This is a genomic window from Micromonospora sp. URMC 107, assembly GCF_051386315.1.
GTDB lineage: Bacteria > Actinomycetota > Actinomycetes > Mycobacteriales > Micromonosporaceae > Micromonospora.
On the sequence record NZ_JBPQTK010000115.1, the window covers coordinates 1 to 19981 of the forward strand.

The window sequence follows — 19981 nt, forward strand, 5'->3', positions numbered from 1 at the left end:
GAGGGGGTCAGGGGAGGACGATGGTGCGGGCGCCCTCGCGTCGGGACATGCGGGCGAACGCCTCGGGGGCGCCGTCGAGCGTGGTCCGGTCGGTGATCAGGTAGCCGAGGTCGAGGGTGCCGTCGAGCACCGCCCGCGCGAGCTCGGGCACGTCGCGGTCCGGGTCGGAGGAGCCGTAGACCGAGGAGCGCAGGGTCCGGGCCGAGTGGAAGATGTCCAGCGCGCCCAGCCCGACGATGTCGTCCTTGGCCCCCATGCCGACGACGGTCACCTGCCCGCCCCGGCGGGTCGCCCGCCAGGCGGTGCGGATCGTGGTCGCCCGCCCGACGCACTCCAGCGCGTGGTCGACGCCCCGCCCCGCCGTCCGTTCCCGGACCGCCCGGTTGAGCGACTCGTCGGCGAGCAGGAAGTCGGTGGCGCCGGCCGCGGTGGCCAGCGCCGCCTTGCTCGGGGAGACGTCGACGGCGAGCACCGGGTCGGCGCCGGCCGCCCGCGCGGCGGCGACCGCCGACAGCCCCACCCCGCCGAGGCCGACCACGGCCACCGACTCACCGGGGGCCACCCTCGCCGTGCGGCGGACCGCGCCGACGCCGGTGAGCACGGCGCAGCCCAGCAGCGCCGCCGACTCGAAGGGCAGCTCCGCCGGCACTCCGATGACGGCGTCCTGCGGCACCACCACCTCCTCGGCGAGGGCGCCGAGGCCCAGCGTGACGTGCAGCGCCTCGCCGGCCGGCGTCCGTCCCCGAGGGGCCGAGGGCGACCCGGTGCGCTCGCACAGCCACGGCTCGTCCCGCCCGCAGTACCAGCAGCCGCGGCAGGGCGGGGCCCAGTTCAGCACGACGTGCGCGCCGGGCGTGACCCGCGTGACGGCGTCGCCGACGGCGAGCACCACCCCGGCCGCCTCGTGCCCCAGCACCAGCGGGTACGGGGGTGCGAGCGTCCCGTCGACCATGGACAGGTCGGAGTGGCAGACCCCGGCGGCCCGGATGCTCACCCGTACCTCGCCCGGGCCGGGGGCGGGCAGCTCGATCTCCTCTACCCGCAGCGGGGCGTCGACCGCCCGTACGACCAGCGCCCTCATCGCTGGATGGCCTTGACCTGGAGGAACTCCTCGAGCCCGTGCCGGCCCAGCTCCCGGCCGAGGCCGGACTGCTTGTAGCCGCCGAAGGGGGCGAGCGGGTTGAACGGGGCCCCGTTGACGTCGACGGCGCCGGTGCGCAGCCGCCGGGCCACCCGCAGGGCCCGGTCCCCGTCGGCCGACCAGACCGCGCCGGCCAGCCCGTACCGGGAGTTGTTGGCGATCGCGACCGCCTCGTCCTCGTCGTCGAACGGAATGACCGCGAGCACCGGGCCGAAGACCTCCTCCTGGGCGAGGGCGCTGTCGGGGTCGACGTCGGCGATCACCGTCGGGGCGACGAAGAACCCCCGTTCCGGCAGCGGGGCGTCCGGCCCGCCGGCGACGAGCCGGCCCCCGTCGGCCAGCCCCCGGGCGACGTGGTCGCGGACCCGTTCCCGCTGCGCGGCGGAGACCAGCGGGCCGAGCCGGGTGGCCGGGTCGAAGGGGTCGCCGAGCCGGTAGCCGCCGGCCGCCCGGGCGGCCAGGCCGAGGGCCTCGTCGTAGCGGTCGCGGTGCACGAGCAGGCGGGTCCAGGCGGTGCAGGTCTGGCCGGAGTTGAGGAAGGCGTTGCCGACCCCCACCTTCACGGCCGTGGCCAGGTCGGCGTCGTCGAGGACGACGTTGGCCGACTTGCCGCCGAGTTCCAGGGCGACCCGGGCGATCCGGTCGGCGGCGAGGTGGGAGATCCGCCGGCCGGTGGCCGTCGAGCCGGTGAAGGAGACCATGTCGACGTCCGGGTGCGCGGCGATGGCCTCGCCCACCACCGGGCCGGTGCCGGTGACCAGGTTGACCACCCCGGGCGGGAAGCCGGCCTCGTGGATCGCGTCGAAGAGCAGGTACGCCGTCAGCGGGGTCAGCTCGCTCGGCTTGAGCACCACCGTGCAGCCGGCGGCCAGGGCGGGGGCCAGCTTCGCGACGACCTGGTGCAGCGGGTAGTTCCACGGGGTGATCGCGCCGACCACGCCGACCGGCTCGCGGACCACCAGCGAGTTGCCGACGGTCTCGTCGGCCGGGGGTCGGGCGGCCAGCTCGACGTAGCTGTGCAGGACGGTCAGCGGCAGGCCGGCCTGGACCCGGGCGGCCACCTTCAGCGGGGTGCCCAGTTCCAGGGCGACGGTGCGGGCGATCTCGTCGGCCCGGGCGGAGAGGGCGGCGTGCAGCCGGTCCAGGCGGGCGGCCCGCTCGGCGGGCGCGGCGTCGGCCCAGCCGGGGAAGGCGGCCCGGGCCGCCGCGACGGCGCGGTCGACGTCGGCCGTCGTGCCGGCCGGCACGGTCGCGACTACCTCCTCGGTCGCCGGGTTCCGCACCGCGACGGTCGCCCCGGAGCCGGCGGCGACCCACTCTCCGTCGAGGTAGAAGGCGGTCCGTGCGAGATCCATCGTGCCCCTCACGTACGTCGGCCAAAACTAGCAGCGCAAGTTTTTACTTTAGTACGCGTCGGCGGTCGGCGGGAGGGGTGGCAGCGGCCCGATGTGCTCCTCGTAGGTGCGCGACAGCCCATGGATGAGCGCGTCGAGGCCCAGCGTGAAGGCCCCCTCGTCCACCCGCTGCTGGTGCTCGGCCAGCCGGTGGGCCTGGGTCAGGTGCGGGTACTGCTCCGCGTACAGCCCGGGGTCCTCGACGAAGCCCCGGGCGAACGAGCCCAGCGCCGAGCCGGCCACGAAGTAGCGCATGAGTGCGCCGATGTGGGTCGCCCGGGCCGGCGGCCACCCGGCGGCGACCAGTCCGCCGTAGACGGCGTCGGCCATGGCCAGCGCCGCCGGCCGGCGCCCCGGTCCCCGGGCCAGGTACGGCACGATGTTCGGGTGGGCGGCCAGCGCCGCGCGGTAGGAGTGGCCCCACCGGCGCAGCGCCTCCCGCCAGTCGACGCTGCCGAAGAACGACACGTCCACCTGGCCGGTGACGCTGTCGGCCACCGCGTCGAGGATCTCGTCCTTGGTGGCGAAGTGGTTGTAGAGCGACGGCCCGCGTACCCCGAGCTCGGCGGCGAGCCGGCGGGTGGAGAAGCCCTCCAGCCCCTCGGCGTCGATCAGCGCGGCGGCGGTCTCGACGATCCGCTGCCGGCTGAGCAGCGCCTGCCGCGGCCGGGGCATCCGGTCCTCCTTCGCTCGGGTGGTCCGTCGCAGACTCTGCCACAACCGGGTCTGGACGGAATTTAACTTGCACCGCTAGTTTAATGCGCATGGATCTGGAGCTCTCCGCCGAGCAGGCGGCGGTCCGCCGGCTCGCCGCGGATTTCGTCGACCGCGAGGTGACGCCGTTCGCGGCCAGCTGGGACCGCCGCGAGTCCGTGGACCCCGACATCGTCGGCAAGCTCGGCGACCTCGGCTTCCTCGGGCTCACCATCGGCGAGGACGACGGCGGCTCCGGCGGCGACCACCTCTCCTACTGCCTCGTGCTGGAGGAGCTGGGCCGGGGCGACTCCGCCGTGCGCGGCATCGTCTCGGTCTCTCTCGGGCTGGTCGCCAAGTCCGTCGCCGCGCACGGGACCCCGGCCCAGCGGGAGCAGTGGCTGCCCCGGCTCTGCTCCGGCACCGCCCTCGGCTGCTTCGCGCTGACCGAGCCGGACAGCGGCTCCGACGCGGCGGCGCTGACCACCCGGGCGGTGCGCGACGGCACCGACTGGCTGATCACGGGCGCGAAGATGTTCATCACCAACGGCACCACGGCCGACGTGGCGCTGGTCTTCGCCCGCACCGGCGGCCCGGGGCACCGGGGCATCAGCGCCTTCCTGGTGCCCACCGACGCGCCGGGCCTGGCCCGGCGGGAGATCCACGGCAAGCTGGGCCTGCGCGGGCAGGCCACCGGGGAGCTGCGCTTCGACGGCGTGCGGGTGCCGGACTCGGCACGCCTGGGCGAGGAGGGCGCCGGCTTTCGGCTCGCCCTCGCCACCCTGGCCAAGGGCCGGATGTCCGTGGCCGCCGGCTGCGTCGGCATCGCCCAGGGCTGCCTGGACGCGGCCGTCGGCTATGCCGGGCAGCGCACCCAGTTCGGCAAGCCCATCGCCGGCCACCAGCTCGTGCAGCAACTGCTCGCCGCCATCGCCGTCGACACCGACGCCGCGCGGCTGCTGGTGTGGCGGGTGGCCGACCTGATCGACCGGGGCGAGCCGTTCGCCACCGAGGCGTCGATGGCCAAGCTCTTCGCCAGCGAGGCCGCGGTCCGCGCGGCCAACAACGCCGTCCAGGTCTTCGGCGGGTACGGCTACATCGACGAGTACCCGGTCGGCAAGTACCTGCGCGACGCCCGCGTCGCCACCCTCTACGAGGGCACCAGCCAGATCCAGCAGCTGCTCATCGGACGCGCGCTCACTGGCGTCAACGCTTTTTGAGAGCCAGGGGGAAACCGTGACCAGATTCGCCGACCGGGTCGCCGTCGTCACCGGCGCCGCGCAGGGCATCGGCGCCGCCACCGCCCGCCGGCTGGCCGCCGAGGGCGCGGCGGTCGCCGTGGTCGACCTCGACGCGCAGCGCAGCCGGGACGTCGCCGACGAGATCGCCGCCGCCGGTGGCCGGGCCGTCGGCATCGGTTGCGACGTGACCGACGCCGAAGCGGTCGCCGCCATGACCGCCCAGGTGGTCCAGGCGTACGGGGGGCTGCACGTGCTCGTCAACAACGCCGGGATCACCCGCGACAACCTGCTGTTCAGGATGGCGCTGCCCGAGTGGGAGGCGGTGCTGAGAACCAACCTGACGAGCATGTTCCTCTGCTGCCAGGCGGCGCAGGAGCACATGGTGGCGGCCCGCTACGGCCGGATCGTCAACCTCAGCAGCCGCTCCGCGCTGGGCAACCGGGGCCAGGTCAACTACGCGGCGGCGAAGGCCGGCGTGCAGGGCCTGACCGCCACCCTGGCCGTCGAGCTGGGCCCGTTCAACGTCACCGTGAACGCGGTCGCCCCCGGCTACGTGGCCACCGCGATGACCGCGGCCACCGCCGAGCGGGTGGGCAGCAGCCCCGAGGAGCACCAGCGGATGGTCGCCGAGCACACCCCGCTGCGCCGGGTCGCCCAGCCGGCCGAGATCGCCTCGGTGATCGCCTTCCTGGCCAGCGACGACGCCTCGTACGTCAGCGGCCAGACCCTGTACGTCAACGGCGGCGCGCGCTGAGTCGCGCGTACCGCCGCACCCACCCGGAGGGGACATGGACTTCGCGCTCTCGGACACCGAGCGGGCCATCCGCGACACGGCCCGCGACTTCATCGCCAGAGAGGTCATGCCGCTGGAGCAGGAACTGCTCCGGCGTGAACGCGCGCACCGGCCCGGGCTGGAGCCCGACGAACTGCGCGAGTTGCAGCTCAAGGCGCGGGCGTTCGGCTTCTGGGGGCTGGCCACCCCCGAGGAGTACGGCGGCATGGACCTGCCGGCCGTCGCCCAGTCGCTGATCTGGACCGAGCTCGGCCGCTCGTTCGTGCCGTTCCGCTTCGGCGGCGAGGCCGACAACATCCTGTTCCGGGCCAACGACGAGCAGAAGCGGGAGTTCCTGATCCCGACGATCGAGGGGGAGCGGCGCAGCTGCTTCGCGATCACCGAGCCGGGCGCCGGGTCCGACGCCGCCAACATCAGGCTCAGCGCCCGGCCCGACGGCGACGACTGGGTGCTCAACGGCGAGAAGACCTTCATCACCGGCGGCAACGAGGCCGACTTCGCCATCGTCATCGCGGTCACCGACCGGGAGAAGGGGGCCCGCAACGGCGGCGCCACGGCCTTCCTGGTGGACCGGGCGATGGGCTGGCGCTCGGAGTTCATCCAGACCATGGGCGAGGGCGGGCCGGCCGCACTGGTCTTCGACGACGTCCGGGTGCCGCGGCGGAACATCCTCGGCGAGCCCGGCCAGGGTTTCGCCCTCGCGATGGAGTGGATCGGCAAGGGGCGGTACACCATCCCCTCGCACGCCGTCGGCATCGCCGAGCGGGCGCTGCGGATGGCGATCGACCACGCCACCACCCGGCAGACGTTCGGCCGGCCGATCGGCGACAACCAGGCGATCCAGTGGATGATCGCCGACTCCGAGACCGAGCTGGAGGCGGCCCGCTGGCTGATCCTGCGGGCGGCCTGGACCGTGGACCGGGGCATGGACCCGCGGCACGCCTCCTCGATGGCGAAGCTCTACGGCGCCGGCATGGTCAACCGGGTGGTCGACCGGGTGCTGCAGATCCACGGCGGCATGGGCTACACCCGGGAACTGCCCGTCGAGCGGTGGTACCGGCAGGTCCGGCTCTACCGCATCTTCGAGGGCACCGACGAGATGCAGCGGCTCATCATCGCGCGGGACCTGCTGCGCGGCTACACCCGACTGGGAGGGCACCTGGCATGAGGACCTTCGACTCCGTCGACGAGCTGGCCGCGGCAATGGGCGAGACCCTCGGTCCGGGGCCGTGGCAGCGGATCGACCAGGGGCGCGTCGACCTGTTCGCCGACGCCACCGACGACCACCAGTGGATCCACCTCGACCCGGAGCGGGCCGCCACCGGCCGGTACGGCGGCACGATCGCCCACGGCTTCCTGACCCTGTCCCTGCTGCCGGCGCTGGTGGGTCGGCTCTACCGGGTGCGGGGCGTGCGGATGGGGGTCAACTACGGGCTCAACCGGGTGCGGTTCCCCGCGCCGGTGCGGGTGGGCACGGCGGTCCGGGCCGTCGCCACCATCGCCGAGGTGTCCCCGGTGGACGGCGGCGTGCAGCTGGTCACCGCCGCGACCGTGGAGTGCGACGCCGGCGGCAAGCCGGTCTGCGTCGCCGAGACGGTGAGCCGGCTCTACGTGGGAACGACGGCCTCCTGAACCACCGGCGGCACCGGTTTCGTGGCGGGGAGCACACCGTACGAGCAGACTTTGGGGGTTTTTGTCGTCTTCATCCATCGGCCGTTCGGTTGATATGGCGGCGGCCGTTGGTCTAGGGTGGTGGCACTGCGGTCGCCGGTACCCGGCGTCGCCGCGTCTGCGGGACAGGAAGGGCAGCATGATCACCACGACGACCGCGCCGACCACCACCACCGACGCCGCCACCGCGGTCTCCGGTGACGAGACCCGCGCGAGCGAGCTGACCGCCGCCCTCGCCGCCCTGCCGGAGGGGCACCCCGACCGGCCGGCGCTGCGCGCACGGGTGATCGAGGCGTGGCTGCCGCTGGCCCACCACCTCGCCTTCCGCTACAGCGGGCGCGGCGAGCCCAACGGGGACCTGGCCCAGACCGCGGCCCTCGGGCTGATCAAGGCCGTGGACCGGTTCGACGCCTCGCGCGGCGTCGACTTCGCCGGCTTCGCCATCCCGACGATCCTCGGCGAGATCAAGCGCCACTTCCGCGACCGCACCTGGAACATCCGGGTGCCGCGCCGCCTGCAGGAGCTGCGGCTGCGCATCTCCGAGGCCAACGGCACCCTCACCCAGACGCTCAACCGGGCGCCGACGGTCGCCGACATCGCCAGCCACCTCGGCGTCACCGAGGAAGAGGTGCTGGAGGGGCTCGAAGGCGCCCGCGCCTACAACGCCGTCTCCCTCTCCACCCCCATCGGCGACGGCGACAGCGCCACCGAGCTCGGCGACACCCTGGGCGCCGAGGACGGCGAGTTCGAGCTGGCCGAGCTGCGGGTGGCCCTCGGCCCGGCGCTCGCCACCCTCGACGAGCGCGAGCAGAAGATCCTCACCCTGCGCTTCTACGGCAACCTCACCCAGAGCGAGATCGCGGCCCGCGTCGGCGTCTCCCAGATGCACGTGTCCCGCCTGCTCACCCGCGCGCTCGGCAAGCTGCGCGGGCAGCTCGAGGGCAGCCACTGACCGAGCCCCGCGTTCCTCGGCGTCGGGGAACGGGTGCGCACACCCCAGCCGCACGACGGCCACGTCGTCGTCCGGCACCCGCTCCGGATCGGCCCACGTCCGCCTCGCCCCGCCGGCGAGGCGGACGTGGGCCGTTTCGGGTGTCGAGAGCCTCGGCCCGGCTCCGACCGCGCCGCACCGACCGTCCTCCGCCGGACCGACCGCGCCGCACCGCACCGACCGGCCCGGCTCCTGTCTTCGAGGGTGCCGTGTAGGGGGCCGTACCACCGCATTCGTGCGGTGTCGGGCGTCGTGCCCTGTGGCCGACGTGGTGGCGGTGCCACCATCGAATGATGGTGGATGTCGATGTATTTCGGCGTGGGGCGCAGGCCCGGGCGGCGGTGCTGACGGCCCGGTTGCGCCGGTTGGTTACCTGCGAGTCGCCGCCGGGCGCGGGCCGGGAGCTGGCCGCCTGCGCCGACCTGCTCGAGGCATGGGGCGACGCCGCACTGGGCCGGCGCGGGCGTCGCGTGGTCATCGACGGTCTGCCGCACCTGCTCTGGGCGGCTGTCGACCAACGCGTGCTGCTGCTCGGGCACTACGACACGGTCTGGCCGGCGGGCACCATCCGGCAGTGGCCGTTCACGATCACCGGGAACACCGCGACGGGGCCCGGAGTCTGCGACATGAAGGCCGGCATCGTGCAGATGCTCACCGCCCTGGAACTGCTGCCGGACACCTCGCGGGTCGGGCTGCTGCTCACCTGCGACGAGGAGAGCGGCTCGGCCACCTCCCGGCCGCTGATCGAGGAACAGGCCCGCCGCTCCGGCGCCGTGCTCGTCGGCGAGCCGAGCACCGAGGACGGCGACCTGAAGGTCGCGCGCAAGGGCGGATCGGTCTACCGGATCACGGTGCGGGGCCGGGCGGCGCACGCCGGCGTCGAACCGCACCGGGGCGTCAACGCCGGGGTCGAACTCGCGCACCACGTCCTCGCGGTGCAGGCCTTCGCGGCGGGGGAGACGAGCGTGACCCCGACCGCCCTCTCCGCCGGCACCATGACCAACGTGGTGCCCGAATCCGCCGTCCTCTGCGTCGACGTGCGGGCCTGGACCCGCGAGGAGCTGCACCGGGTGGACAGGCTGGTCCGGGAGCTGACCCCCCGACTGTCCGACGCCCGGTTGGCCGTCAGCGGCGGGATCAACCGGTACCCGCTGCCCGCCTCCGTGTCGGCGCCGCTGCTGCGGGTCGCGCAGTCGGTGGCGGCTGAGCTGGGGCTTGCGGCCGTGCGCGGCGTCGCCGCCCCGGGCGCCTCCGACGCCAACTTCACGGGGGCCCTCGGCGTACCGACCCTTGACGGTCTGGGCGGGGTGGGCGGCCTGCCGCACGCGCGCGGCGAGTACGTCGACGTCGCGCGGATGCCGGAGCGGACCGCGCTGCTGGCCGCCCTGACGGCCCGGCTCCTCGCCACGCCCGGGGAGGCCCGGCCGGCTGAGGGGCGCCGGCCGCTCGGCGCGGTGCCCGCGGGGCAGGGCTCGTCCGCCGACGGGTGACGCGCCGCGGGTCGCGCCCGGCGGCGGGGCCGAAGTCCGCACGGTTGCGTAAACGCGCCCCGCGTCGTGGGGCGATGCTGGATCCGTCGATCGCGCGGGGAGGCGCTCATGGCTCGAATGAACGGTGACCTCGGACCCGAAACGCCGCTGGCGGCGGGGGAGATGGTGCGCAACGCGCGCACCTTCGCCGACCGGATGGCCGCCAGACGCTCCATCCGGCACTTCTCGCCCCAGCCGGTGCCGATGGAGGTGGTCGAGGAGGCGATCCGCGCGGCGGCGACCGCGCCGAGCGGAGCCAACCTGCAACCGTGGCGGTTCGTCGTGGTGACCGACGCGGCCCGCAAGCGCCGGCTGCGGGAGGCCGCCGAGGCCGAGGAGCGCGAGTTCTACGCCCGGCGCGCGTCGGCGCAGTGGCTGGAGGCGATCGCCCCGATCGGTACGGACTGGCAGAAGCCCTTCCTGGAGGTGGCGCCGGTCGTGATCGTGGTGTTCGAGGTGCACCAGGGCCCGCGGTCCCCGAGGCCCTACTACGTCAAGGAGTCCGTCGGCATCGCGGTCGGCGTGCTGATCACCGCGCTGCACCACGCCGGCCTGGCCACCCTGACGCACACGCCGAGCCCGATGCGCTTCCTCAACGAGGTGTGCGAGCGGCCCCCCGAGGAGCGCCCGTACCTGGTCATGCCGGTCGGCTACCCGGCGCCGGACGCGACGGTGCCGGACCTGGTGCGTAAGCCGCTGCCGGAGGTGCTGATCCGGCGCTGAGCGCCGCGCGGACCATCCGGCACGTGCGAAGGTGCCGGCGGCGGGGGCGGCCGACGATGCTGGGTGCGGCCCGGAGCGGCGACCGCCCCGTGGTCCGGGGGCGCCGCGGCGTCAGCGGAGCGCGGGCACCGGACCACCCACCCACCCTTCACTGGACGCTAGGAGAGCCCGATGACAGTCACGTTGGAACGTGCCGGTGTCACGACGTTCCGGGGCCGCCCGGTCACGCTGCTCGGGCCGGAGGTGCGGGTGGGTGACCCCGCGCCGGCCTTCACCGTGCTGGCCAACGACTTCTCGCCCGTGGACCTGGCCTCGTCGGCCGGCACGGTGCGGATCCTGTCGGTGGTGCCGTCGCTGGACACCGGCGTCTGCGACCAGCAGACGCGCCGGTTCAACGAGGAGGCTGCCGCCCTGCCGGGGGTGAGGGTGCTGACCATCTCCGTGGACCTGCCCTTCGCGCAGGCGAGGTGGTGTGGCGCCGCCGGCCTCGAGGGCGTCCGCACGGCCTCGGACCACCGCGATTTGTCGTTCGGGCTCGCCTACGGCGTGGTGATCGCGGAGTTCCGGCTGCTCGCCCGGTCGGTGTTCGTGGTCGACGCCCAGGACCGCGTCGTCCACGTGGAGTACGTGCGCGAGGTCGGCGAGCACCCGCGGTACGAGGCGGCGATCGCCGCGGCGCGCGCGGCGTCGTCCCGCTGAGCCGCCGGGGCGCCCTCGGCCCGAGCCGCCGGGCGTCCCTCGACCCGCCGGGCCGCCCGGGCGCCCGCTCCGACCCGCGTAGGGACTTCGGCGGCGGTCACCAGGTGGCGCAGGGCGCGTCCGCTCAGCAGGGCGAGCAGCCAGTGGAAGCGCACCGCCGGGGCGTCGGGGGAGCTCACGCGGGGCGGGGAAGTCCGGCCACCAGTGACCGGCAGGCGTCGTCCGGGGAGAGCGTCGTGCCCCGGTCGAACTCCGCCGAGAACGCCAGCGGACCGAGCGCCTCCCGCGCGGCGCCGCCGATCCGGTCGACGTCGCCCCGCTCCCCGGCCGGCAGGGGCGCACCCACCGAGGCCCGCGCCATGGCCGCCGAGCCGAGCAGCCGGGCGGCGTCGGCGTACCGGCCGTCGAGCGTCGCCGTCCCGGCCAGCCCCTCCAGCGCGAGCGCCTGCGCCCGGGGATCGCCGAGGGCGGCGGCGACCTCGAACGCCTCGGCGTGCAACTCGCGCGCGGCCCGGGCGGCGCCCCGCTGCTCGGCGACGAAGCCCAGCTCGGCCAGGAGCAGGGCGCGCACCACGTCGGCGTCCAGGCCCGGCTGGCGGGTCCACTCGAGCACGCCCCGCAGCAACTCCTCGGCGGCGTCCAGCCGGCCCTCGCGGCGGGCCCCGAGCCCGAGACCGATCTGCGCGTACAGCTCCCCGGGCTTGAAGTGCTGCTCCGCGGCCAGCCGCAGCGCCCGCTCGTGGAACTCCCGCGCCCGGTCGTGGTCGCCGGTGAGCAGCGCGATCCGGCCCAGGCCGGAGAGCCGGTCGGAGGCCTCCAGCCACAGTCCGAGCTCCTCGGCCATCCGCAGGCCCTCCCGGTGCAGCCTGGCCGCCTCCGGGTAGTCGCCGATCGCCTCGGCCCGGGAGGTGAGCGCGAAGGATGCCTGGAGCTGACCCCACCGGTCCCCCAACTCGCGGAACAGCGCCACGCTGCGCCCGCCGTCCCGGCCGGCGGCCCTCAGGTCACCCCGGGACTGGGCGTGCCCGGCCCGCAGGCTCAGCGCGGTGGCCGTCCCCCAGCGGTCACCGAGCCGCTCGAACCGCGCCAGCGCGTCGTCGACCAGCTCCTCGCTGGCGGTGACGTCACCCGCGTTGAGCAGGGCGAGACCGAGGAAGCAGGCGGCCCGGGCCCGCCCGGCCGGGTCCTCGTCCGGCGGCCAGGCGGCCAGCGCCGGCGCCACCAGCGGGGCATGGTCGCCCCCGGTCTCCAGCAGGGCGAGCCCGGCCCGCCAGCACTGCGCCGCCGCCCGCAGCGCCGCCGGCGCGGGCCCGCGCACGGCGAGCGCCGCCTCGAGCGACCCGCGCGCCTCGCGCAGCCGGCCGCGCAGGTACCGGTACCAGGCCAGCGCGGTCGCCAGCTCCAGCGCGTCGACCGCGTCGCCGTCGGTGCGTGCGCCGTCGAGCGCGAGGCGCAGGTTGGCCGCCTCCTGGTCGAGCCGCGTCAGCCAGCGCCGCTGCGCCGACCCGCGCAGCCCCTCGTCGGCCCGCCGGGCCAGTTCGACGTAGTGCCGCCGGTGGCGCCGGCGCAGCGCCGCCACCTCGTCGGCCTCCCGCAGCCGCGCCAGGCAGTACGCGGCGACCGATTCGAGCAGCCGGTAGCGCGGCTCGCCGGCGGCCTCGGCCACCACCACCAGTGAGCGGTCGACCAACCGGACCAGCAGCCCGAGCACGTCGTCGGCGGGCAGGTCCCGATCGGCGCACACCGCCTCGGCGGCCTCCAGCGTGCAGCCGTCGGCGTGCGCGGCCAACCTCCGCAGCACCACCCGCTCCGGGTCGGAGAGCAGCTCCCAGCTCCAGTCGATCATCGCGCGCAGGGTCTGCTGGCGGGGCGGGACGCCCCGGCGACCCCCGGAGAGCAGCCGGAACCGGTCGTCCAGCCGGGCGACCAGCCCGCGTACGCCCAGCGCACGGACCCGGGTGGCGGCCAGCTCCAGCGCCAGCGGGAGCGCGTCGAGGCGGCGGCAGAGCTCGGCGACGTCGCGGGCGTTGGCCGCGTCGAGGGCGAAGCCGGGGGCGGCCGCGGCGGCGCGGGCGACGAAGAGCCGCACCGCGCTGGAACGGGCCAGCACCGCCGGCTCGGTGGCCTCCGGGGCGGGCAGCTCCAGCGGGGGCACCGGCCAGACCCCCTCGCCCGCCAGGCCGAGCGGGTCCTGGCTGGTGGCCAGCAGGCGCACGCCCGGGGCGTGCCGCAGCACCCGCTGGGCCAGCTCGGCGACCAGCTCCACGACGTGCTCGCAGTTGTCGAGCACCAGCAGCAGGTCCCGGCCGCGCAGAGCGTCGACGAGGCGGTCGGCGGGGGTGGCCGGGGCGCCCGTCGGGCCGGGCTCGCCGGCCCCGGCGTCGCGGATGCCGAGCACCGTCAGCAGCGATCCGGCCAGCGCGGCGGGGTCGCCGGGGCACAGCGGCGCCAGCTCGACCAGCCAGACCCCGTCCCGGTACGCCTCGACGAGGCGGTGGGCCGCCTCGACCGCCAGCCGGGTCTTGCCCACCCCTCCGGATCCGACGAGGGTGACCAGCCGCCCGACGCGCAGCGCCTCGCGGACCTGGCGTACGGCCTCCGCGCGCCCGACCAGGGGGGTCAGCGGGACGGGCAGGTTGGTGCGCGGCGGCGCCGGCGCGGCGACCGCCGGGCCCGGCGGGTCGCCGGGGCCCGTCCGGCCCGCGCGGTCGTCGGCGCGCCGGGCGGACCCGGTGTGCGGGTCGTTCGCGCCGGTGGCGGACCCGGTGGCGGACCCGGTGGCGGGCGGCGTCGCCGCCGGCGCGTCGCTGAGCAGCGCCGGGTCGTGCGCCAGGATCGCCCGGTGCAGGGCCACCAGCTCCGGCCCGGGATCCAGCCCCAGCTCGTCGGCGAGCTGTCGACGGAAGCGGGCGTAGCTCTCCAGCGCCTCGCCCTGCCGGCCGGCCCGGTAGAGGGCCCGCAGGTGCAGGGCGCGCGCCCGTTCCCGGAACGGGTGCCGCGCCACCAGGTCGGCGAGCTCCCCGACCAGGTGGTGGTGCTCGCCCAGGGCGAGCCGGGCCTCGCCCCGCGTCTCGACGGCCACCAGCCGCTGCTCCTCCAGCCGGCTCGCCAGGGGCGGGGTGAACGGCGCGTCGGCGAAGTCGGCGAGCACCGGCCCGCGCCACAGCGCCAGGGCCTCGTCCAGCAGCGCGACCCGGTCGCGCCACCCGGGCGTGGCGGCGGCCCGCGCGACCAGCGCTCCGAAGCGCTCGGCGTCGGTCGGTTCCGGTCCGGTGCGCAGCAGGTAGCCCGGTGCTCGGGAGACCACCAGCTCCCGGCCGCCGTCCTCGGCGGCCTGCAACGCCCGCCGCAGCCGCCACACCTTGGTCTGCAGGGCGCCGCTGGGGTCGGCCGGCGGCCGGTCGCCCCACAGGTCCTCGACCAGCTGACCGACGGGCACCGGGCGGCCCTGGTGTGCCAGCAGGTCGGCGAGCAGGGCGCGGACCTTCAGGTCGGGCACGGCGACCGGCGCGCCGTCCGTCGTCCGGACGGCCAGCGGACCGAGGAGCCCGAAACGCATGGCGTCACCGTAACGCAGCGCACCGACGACGGTTGGTCACGGCGCACCGGGAGCGCACCGGGAGCGCGCCGGGAGCGGCGTCGGGCACGGTGGGACGGGGCGACGGGTCGGCCCGCGCGTCCGGCCGGTGTCCGCCAGGTGCGGCGTCGCCCCGTGCCGGCGCCCGTGCCGGGCGCGTAAGCCGGACCCGCCGCCGGACCCGGCAGGCGGACGTCCCGTGAGCCACGAATGGAGAAGCACATGAATCTGCCACCGGTCGTGTCGCGGTCGGAGTGGGAGGCCGCGCGGGAGCGGCTGCTGGTCAGGGAGAAGGAGGCCACCCGCGCCCGCGACGCGCTGGCCGCCGAGCGGCGCAGGCTGCCGATGACCCGGGTCGACGGGGACCACGTCCTCGAGGGCCCGGACGGCCCGGCCCGCCTGGCCGACCTCTTCGACGGCCGGCGGCAGTTGATCGTCTACCATTTCATGCTCGCGCCGGGGGAGTCGCACCCCTGCGAGGGGTGCGCGATGTTCGTCGACAACCTCGGTCACCCCGCCCACCTGCACGCCCGGGACACCAGCCTCGCGCTCGTCTCGCGCGCGCCGCTGGCGGAGATCACCCCGTTCCGGCAGCGGATGGGCTGGACGCTGCCCTGGTACTCGTCGTACGGCACCGACTTCAACACCGACCTCGGGGTCAGCTCGGCGGCGGGGGAGTCGTTCGGCCTGAGCGTCTTCCTGCGCGACGGGGAGGAGGTGTACCGCACCTACTTCACCACCGCGCGGGGCGTGGAGGCGCTCGGCAGCAACTGGACGCTGCTCGACCTCACCCCGCTGGGCCGCCAGGAGACCTGGGAGGACACCCCGGACGGACGCCCGCAGGGCGAGCCGTACGGCTGGTGGCGGCTGCACGACGAGTACGACGCCCAGGCACCGGCCGGTGCGGAGGGATGACCAGGATGGCGGTGACCGCGAGCCGGGCGGCGCCGGGCGCCGGCCGGCGCGAGTGGATCGGCCTGGCCGTGCTCACGCTGCCCACCCTGCTGCTCTCGCTGGATCTCAACGTCCTCTACCTGGCGCTGCCCCAGCTGAGCGCCGACCTGGCGCCGGACGCCGCCCAGCTGCTCTGGATCATGGACATCTACGGCTTCATGATCGCCGGATTCCTGGTCACCATGGGGACCCTCGGCGACCGGATCGGGCGCCGGCGGCTGCTCATGATCGGCGCGGCGGCCTTCGGCGTGGCGTCGGTGGTCGCCGCCTACTCCACCAGCGCCGGGATGCTGATCGCCACCCGGGCGCTGCTCGGGGTGGCCGGGGCGACCCTGATGCCCGCCACGCTGTCGCTGATCAGCAGCATGTTCCGCGACGCGCGGCAGCGCACCACGGCCATCGGCCTCTGGATGAGCTGCTTCATGATCGGCGCGATCGTCGGGCCGCTGGTCGGCGGCGTGCTGCTCGAGTCGTTCTGGTGGGGCGCGGTCTTCCTGCTGGGCGTACCGGTGATGGTCGTGCTGCTGGTGGCCGCGCCGCTGCTGCTGCCGGAGTACCGCAACCCGGACGCCGGCCGGCTCGACCTGTTCAGCGTGCTGCTGTCGCTGGCCACCGTCCTGCCCTTCGTGTACGGCCTGAAGGAGCTGGCCAAGGACGGCGTCGGCGCCCGGCCGGTGCTCGCGATGGTCGCCGGCGTGGCGGTCGGCGTGGCCTTCGTCGCCCGCCAGCGTCGCCTCGACAGCCCGCTGCTCGATGTGCGGCTGTTCGCCGACCGGACCTTCAGCGCCGCCCTGGGCGTGATGCTGCTCGGCGGGGCGACCATCGGCGGTGTCGCGCTGCTCTTCGCGCAGTACGCCCAACTGGTCGAGGGCCTCTCCCCGCTGCGGGCCGGGCTCTGGATGCTGCCGTACGCGGTGTCCATGCTGATCGGTTCGATGCTGGCGCCGGTGCTCGCGCGGAGGTTCTCCCCGGGCCACGTGGTCGCCGGCGGCATGGCGATCGCCGCGGTCGGCTTCGCGCTGCTGAGCCGGGTGGGCGTCGCAGACGGGCTCGGCCTCGCGGTGACCGGCCTGGTGATCGTCCACCTCGGTTTCGGTCCCGGCGCCGTGCTGGGCACCGATCTGATCATCGGGGCGGCGCCGCCCGAGCGGGCCGGCTCGGCGTCGTCGATGTCGGAGACGAGCACCGAGTTGGGCGTGGCACTCGGCGTCGCGGTGCTGGGCAGCGTCGGCACCGCCGTCTACCGGGGCGAGATCGTCCCCGCCCTGCCCGGCGACCTGCCCGCGCAGGTGCGGGAGGCGGCCGGCGAGTCGCTGGCCGGTGCGAGCGCGGTGACCGCACAGCTCCCCGCGCAGACCGGCGACGCGCTGCTCGAGGCCGCCCGGGCGGCGTTCACCAGCGGGTTCAACGTGGCCGGGACGGTCAGCGCGGTGCTCGCGGTGATCCTGGCGGTGCTCTCGGCGCTGCTGCTGCGGCGCGTGCGCCCGGCCGACGAGCCGGCCGGCGCTGCCCCGGCGGCCCCGGCCGGCGGCACCGACGAGGCGTCCGCGTCGGCCCGGGGCTGACCGGGCCGCCGCGCCGCCACCGCCGCCGCCGGCGGTGGCCGTCCCAGGAAGCGGCCGGCGGGCGGCGGCACCGCACGGCGGGAGAAGACGCCCGGCGGACCCGGGCCACATAGTGGAGGCACGTCGCCGAACGGGCGTACGGCGGCCCTGTGCCGGACCGGATGAGCGGGGTCTTCCGTCCCCGGGCGGCGAGCGGACATCCACCGGCAGCCCGCGCCCACCGTGGCTGGTTCGCGGTGCCGCGCACTCCTCGCCTATCCCCTCAGGAAGGACAGAGACGTGACCGCCTCCCAGAACGTGATAGCCGCCCTGTCGGCGGACGGCGAAGAGTTCGACAGCCTGGTCGCCGGCCTCGACGCCGACGGCTGGGCGATGCCGACCCCTGCGCCCGGCTGGACGATCAGCCACCAGGTGGCCCACCTCGCCGCCACGTTCCGGCTCGCCGGGCTGGCCGCCGCCGCCCCGGCCAGGTTCACCGCGATGCTCTCGCAGCTCGGCACCGACTTCGACGCCAACGTCGAGCAGGCGATGGCCGAGTACCTGGCGGAGCCGCCGGAGGTGCTGCTGACCCGGTGGCGGGCCGAGCGCGACACGGCGATCGAGGCCCTGGCCGCCGTACCGGCGAAGCAGATGGTGCCCTGGCTGGTCAACCCGCTGCCGCCCGGGGTCCTCGCCAGCGCCGGGATGATGGAGCTGTTCGCGCACGGCCAGGACATCGCCGACGCGCTGGGCGTCCGCCGCCAGGTCACCGACCGGATCCGCCACCTCGTCGCGTTCGCCGTGCGGGTCCGGGACTTCGGTTACCTGGCCCGCAACCTGACGCCGCCGGAGGAGGAGTTCCGCTTCGAGCTGACCGCCCCCTCCGGTGCCCGGTGGGACTTCGGGCCCCTCGACGCCGAGCAGCGGATCACCGGTCCGGCGCACGACTTCTGCCTGCTGGTCACCAGGCGTCGGCACCGCGACGACCTCCGGCTCACCGCCTCCGGCGCGCTGGCCGACCACTGGCTCGACATCGCGCAGGCGTACCGGGGGCCGGCCGGCGCCGGCCGCGCCCCGGGCCAGTTCGCCATGGCCGGTCGCTGACAGCTCCCTGTCGCGGCAGCTCCCGCGGCCCGACCGTCCCGCCGGCCGCGGCGGGCGTGGCGGGGCCGCGGGAGCTGCCCGCATCCGACTCGGCGGCGGTGGGTGCGGACCCACCGCCGCCGATTCTCGTCGCCCGCCGGCCGGCCCGGCGGGCCGGGCCGACCGCAGGATCCGTCGTCTACCGGCCTAGCACCCGGTACCTGGCCTCGGAGCGGTCCCGCAGCGGCTCCCACCACCAACGGTTGTCCCGGTACCAGTCGATGGTGGCCGCCAGCCCCGCCCGCAGGTCCGAGTAGACCGGCCGCCAGCCCAGCTCGTCGCGCAGCTTCGACGAGTCGTTGGCGTAGCGCAGGTCGTGGCCGGGCCGGTCGGGCACGTGGTCGTAGCCGCCACGGTCACCCATCAGCTCCAACACCAGCTCGACGATCTCGCGGTTGCTCCGCTCGTCGCCGGAGCCGATCAGGTAGGTCTCGCCGAGCCGGCCGTCGGCCAGGACCAGGTGCACCGCGGCGTTGTGGTCGTCCACGTGGGTCCACTCCCGGACGTTCTGCCCGGTGCCGTACAGCTTCGGCCGGTCGCCGGCCAGCAGCGCGGTGACCTGGCGCGGGACGAACTTCTCGACGTGCTGGTACGGGCCGTAGTTGTTCGCGCAGTTGGACAGCGTCGCCGCCACCCCGAAGGACCGCACCCAGGCCCGCACCAGCAGGTCGGAGCTGGCCTTGCTCGCCGCGTACGGGCTGGAGGGCTGGTACGGGGTCTCCTCGGTGAACCGGTCCGGCGAGTCCAGCGGCAGGTCGCCGAAGACCTCGTCGGTGGAGATGTGGTGCAGTCGCCGGTCGTGCCGCCGCACCGCCTCCAGCAGCGTGTACGTGCCGAGGATGTTCGTCCGCACGAACGGCTCCGCGTCGTGCAGCGAGTTGTCCACGTGCGACTCGGCGGCGAAGTGCACGACCACGTCGCAGGCGGCGACCAGCCGGTCGACCAGGTCCGCGTCGCAGACGTCGCCCTCGACGAACCGGATCTGTCCGGCCACCGACCGCAGGTTGTCCCGGTTGCCGGCGTAGGTGAGCGCGTCGAGCACGCACACGTCGTGCTCGGGGTGGTTCCGCAGCGTGTAATGAACGAAATTCGCGCCGATGAAGCCGGCACCGCCGGTGACGAGCATTCTGGTCATGGTCCCGAATCGTAGGGCGAATACCCGCCAGCGGCATTCGAAGAATTGCGGAAATGTCGACGGGTCGGCCGTTTCGAAAGGAGAACGGCTCGCGCCTCCGGCCGAGACCGCACGACGGGAGAAGGCCCCGGCCGCCGGTGCTGGCACAGTGGTCCCCAACTTTGTCCCGCCGGCGGGCCGGATCACGAATTCGGCCGGGCGTACCCATCCGTCACACGGGAGGTCGCGTGAAGAAGGTCGCATTGGCAGTGATGGTCACGATGCTCGGTGGTCTGTTGGTGGCGCCCGCGCAGGCGAGCCCTCCGGAGGCCGACCGGGAGCGCAGGCGTCCCAACTGCGCGAGCCGTTTCGACCACACCGTACGGCAGCGCGACGCGGCGTTCGCCGCCCGCGACGTCGACCGGCTCATGACGTTCTACCGGCCGGACGCCGTGGAGATCGACCCGAGCGGCGCCCACCACCCCGATCGGGCGGCGATCACCGCGCACCTGACCAACCTGTTCACGCTCACGTTCGAGTCCACCTTCGTGGAGCGCCAGCGCGTCGTCGACGGCTGCGACACCGCGCTGCTCGTCCTCGACTCCCGGTTCCGCATCCCGGAGTTCGGCGTCGACCAGCACTTCGTCACCGCGCAGACCTTCACCTACGAGCGTGGCGAGTGGAAGCTGCTGCTGGCGGCGAACACCATGCTGCCGGCCTGACCGGCAGTCCTTCGGCCGGGCGTCGGGGCGTTGCCCCGGCGCCCCGCCGCGT

General features: G+C 75.1%; 17 protein-coding genes. 12 read left to right on the forward strand and 5 right to left on the reverse strand.

Annotated features, from left to right (window positions below; all coding sequences use genetic code 11):
* Positions 1–7 precede the first annotated feature (7 nt).
* The 3 genes from ACSNN9_RS22290 to ACSNN9_RS22300 are packed head-to-tail and all read right to left on the reverse strand — an operon-like array spanning position 8 to position 3210.
* A complete protein-coding gene (locus ACSNN9_RS22290) occupies positions 8–1081 on the reverse strand; it encodes an alcohol dehydrogenase catalytic domain-containing protein (protein ID WP_436675208.1) in 1074 nt (357 codons plus the stop codon).
* On the reverse strand, positions 1078–2496 hold the full coding sequence (locus ACSNN9_RS22295) for an aldehyde dehydrogenase family protein (RefSeq protein WP_436675209.1): 1419 nt from the start codon (positions 2494–2496) through the stop codon (positions 1078–1080). Before ACSNN9_RS22295 ends, ACSNN9_RS22290 begins: the two co-directional genes overlap by 4 nt.
* 48 nt (positions 2497–2544) lie before the next feature.
* Positions 2545–3210, reverse strand: coding sequence for a TetR/AcrR family transcriptional regulator (locus ACSNN9_RS22300; RefSeq protein WP_436675210.1), 666 nt, complete (start codon positions 3208–3210; stop codon positions 2545–2547).
* 89 nt (positions 3211–3299) lie between these two features.
* Here ACSNN9_RS22300 and ACSNN9_RS22305 point away from each other — a divergent pair, with 89 nt between their 5' ends.
* The 8 genes from ACSNN9_RS22305 (at position 3300) to tpx (ending at position 10875) form a co-directional block, all read left to right on the forward strand.
* Positions 3300–4448: an acyl-CoA dehydrogenase family protein gene (locus ACSNN9_RS22305; protein ID WP_436675211.1), complete on the forward strand. Its 1149-nt coding sequence runs from the start codon at positions 3300–3302 to the stop codon at positions 4446–4448.
* A gap of 16 nt (positions 4449–4464) precedes the next feature.
* Complete coding sequence (fabG, locus tag ACSNN9_RS22310) at positions 4465–5223, forward strand: 3-oxoacyl-ACP reductase FabG (protein ID WP_436675212.1); 759 nt, start codon at positions 4465–4467, stop codon at positions 5221–5223.
* Positions 5224–5257: 34 nt separating this feature from the next.
* Positions 5258–6430: an acyl-CoA dehydrogenase family protein gene (locus ACSNN9_RS22315; RefSeq protein WP_436675213.1), complete on the forward strand. Its 1173-nt coding sequence runs from the start codon at positions 5258–5260 to the stop codon at positions 6428–6430.
* On the forward strand, positions 6427–6894 hold the full coding sequence (locus ACSNN9_RS22320) for a MaoC family dehydratase (RefSeq protein ID WP_436675214.1): 468 nt from the start codon (positions 6427–6429) through the stop codon (positions 6892–6894). The genes ACSNN9_RS22315 and ACSNN9_RS22320 overlap by 4 nt, the downstream gene beginning before the upstream one ends.
* 178 nt (positions 6895–7072) lie before the next feature.
* Entirely contained in the window at positions 7073–7885 is an 813-nt protein-coding gene (locus ACSNN9_RS22325) for a SigB/SigF/SigG family RNA polymerase sigma factor (RefSeq protein WP_436675215.1), read from the forward strand.
* A 332-nt stretch (positions 7886–8217) separates the two neighbouring features.
* Complete coding sequence (locus ACSNN9_RS22330; RefSeq protein WP_436675216.1) at positions 8218–9414, forward strand: M20/M25/M40 family metallo-hydrolase; 1197 nt, start codon at positions 8218–8220, stop codon at positions 9412–9414.
* 117 nt (positions 9415–9531) lie between these two features.
* Positions 9532–10176, forward strand: a complete 645-nt coding sequence (locus ACSNN9_RS22335; RefSeq protein WP_436675223.1) for a nitroreductase family protein — start codon at positions 9532–9534, stop codon at positions 10174–10176.
* 171 nt (positions 10177–10347) lie between these two features.
* Positions 10348–10875, forward strand: a complete 528-nt coding sequence (gene tpx, locus ACSNN9_RS22340; RefSeq protein ID WP_436675217.1) for a thiol peroxidase — start codon at positions 10348–10350, stop codon at positions 10873–10875.
* A gap of 175 nt (positions 10876–11050) precedes the next feature.
* Here tpx and ACSNN9_RS22345 read toward each other — a convergent pair whose 3' ends face one another.
* A complete protein-coding gene (locus tag ACSNN9_RS22345; protein WP_436675218.1) occupies positions 11051–14434 on the reverse strand; it encodes a BTAD domain-containing putative transcriptional regulator in 3384 nt (1127 codons plus the stop codon).
* Between the two features lie 240 nt (positions 14435–14674).
* Between ACSNN9_RS22345 and ACSNN9_RS22350 the strand changes: the two genes are divergently transcribed.
* From ACSNN9_RS22350 to ACSNN9_RS22360, 3 genes are all read left to right on the forward strand, one after another.
* A complete protein-coding gene (locus ACSNN9_RS22350; protein ID WP_436675219.1) occupies positions 14675–15367 on the forward strand; it encodes a DUF899 domain-containing protein in 693 nt (230 codons plus the stop codon).
* A 5-nt stretch (positions 15368–15372) separates the two neighbouring features.
* Complete coding sequence (locus tag ACSNN9_RS22355) at positions 15373–16971, forward strand: MFS transporter (protein WP_436675220.1); 1599 nt, start codon at positions 15373–15375, stop codon at positions 16969–16971.
* Between the two features lie 279 nt (positions 16972–17250).
* Complete coding sequence (locus ACSNN9_RS22360; protein ID WP_436675221.1) at positions 17251–18054, forward strand: TIGR03084 family metal-binding protein; 804 nt, start codon at positions 17251–17253, stop codon at positions 18052–18054.
* A 178-nt stretch (positions 18055–18232) separates the two neighbouring features.
* On the opposite strand, the gene rfbB is transcribed toward ACSNN9_RS22360, so the two are convergent.
* Entirely contained in the window at positions 18233–19219 is a 987-nt protein-coding gene (rfbB, locus tag ACSNN9_RS22365; protein ID WP_436675224.1) for a dTDP-glucose 4,6-dehydratase, read from the reverse strand.
* 236 nt (positions 19220–19455) lie between these two features.
* On the opposite strand from rfbB, the gene ACSNN9_RS22370 reads away from it, so the two are divergent.
* Positions 19456–19929 carry a YybH family protein gene (locus ACSNN9_RS22370; protein ID WP_436675222.1) on the forward strand — a complete coding sequence of 158 codons (474 nt, stop codon included), beginning with the start codon at positions 19456–19458 and terminating at the stop codon, positions 19927–19929.
* Positions 19930–19981: the final 52 nt, after the last annotated feature.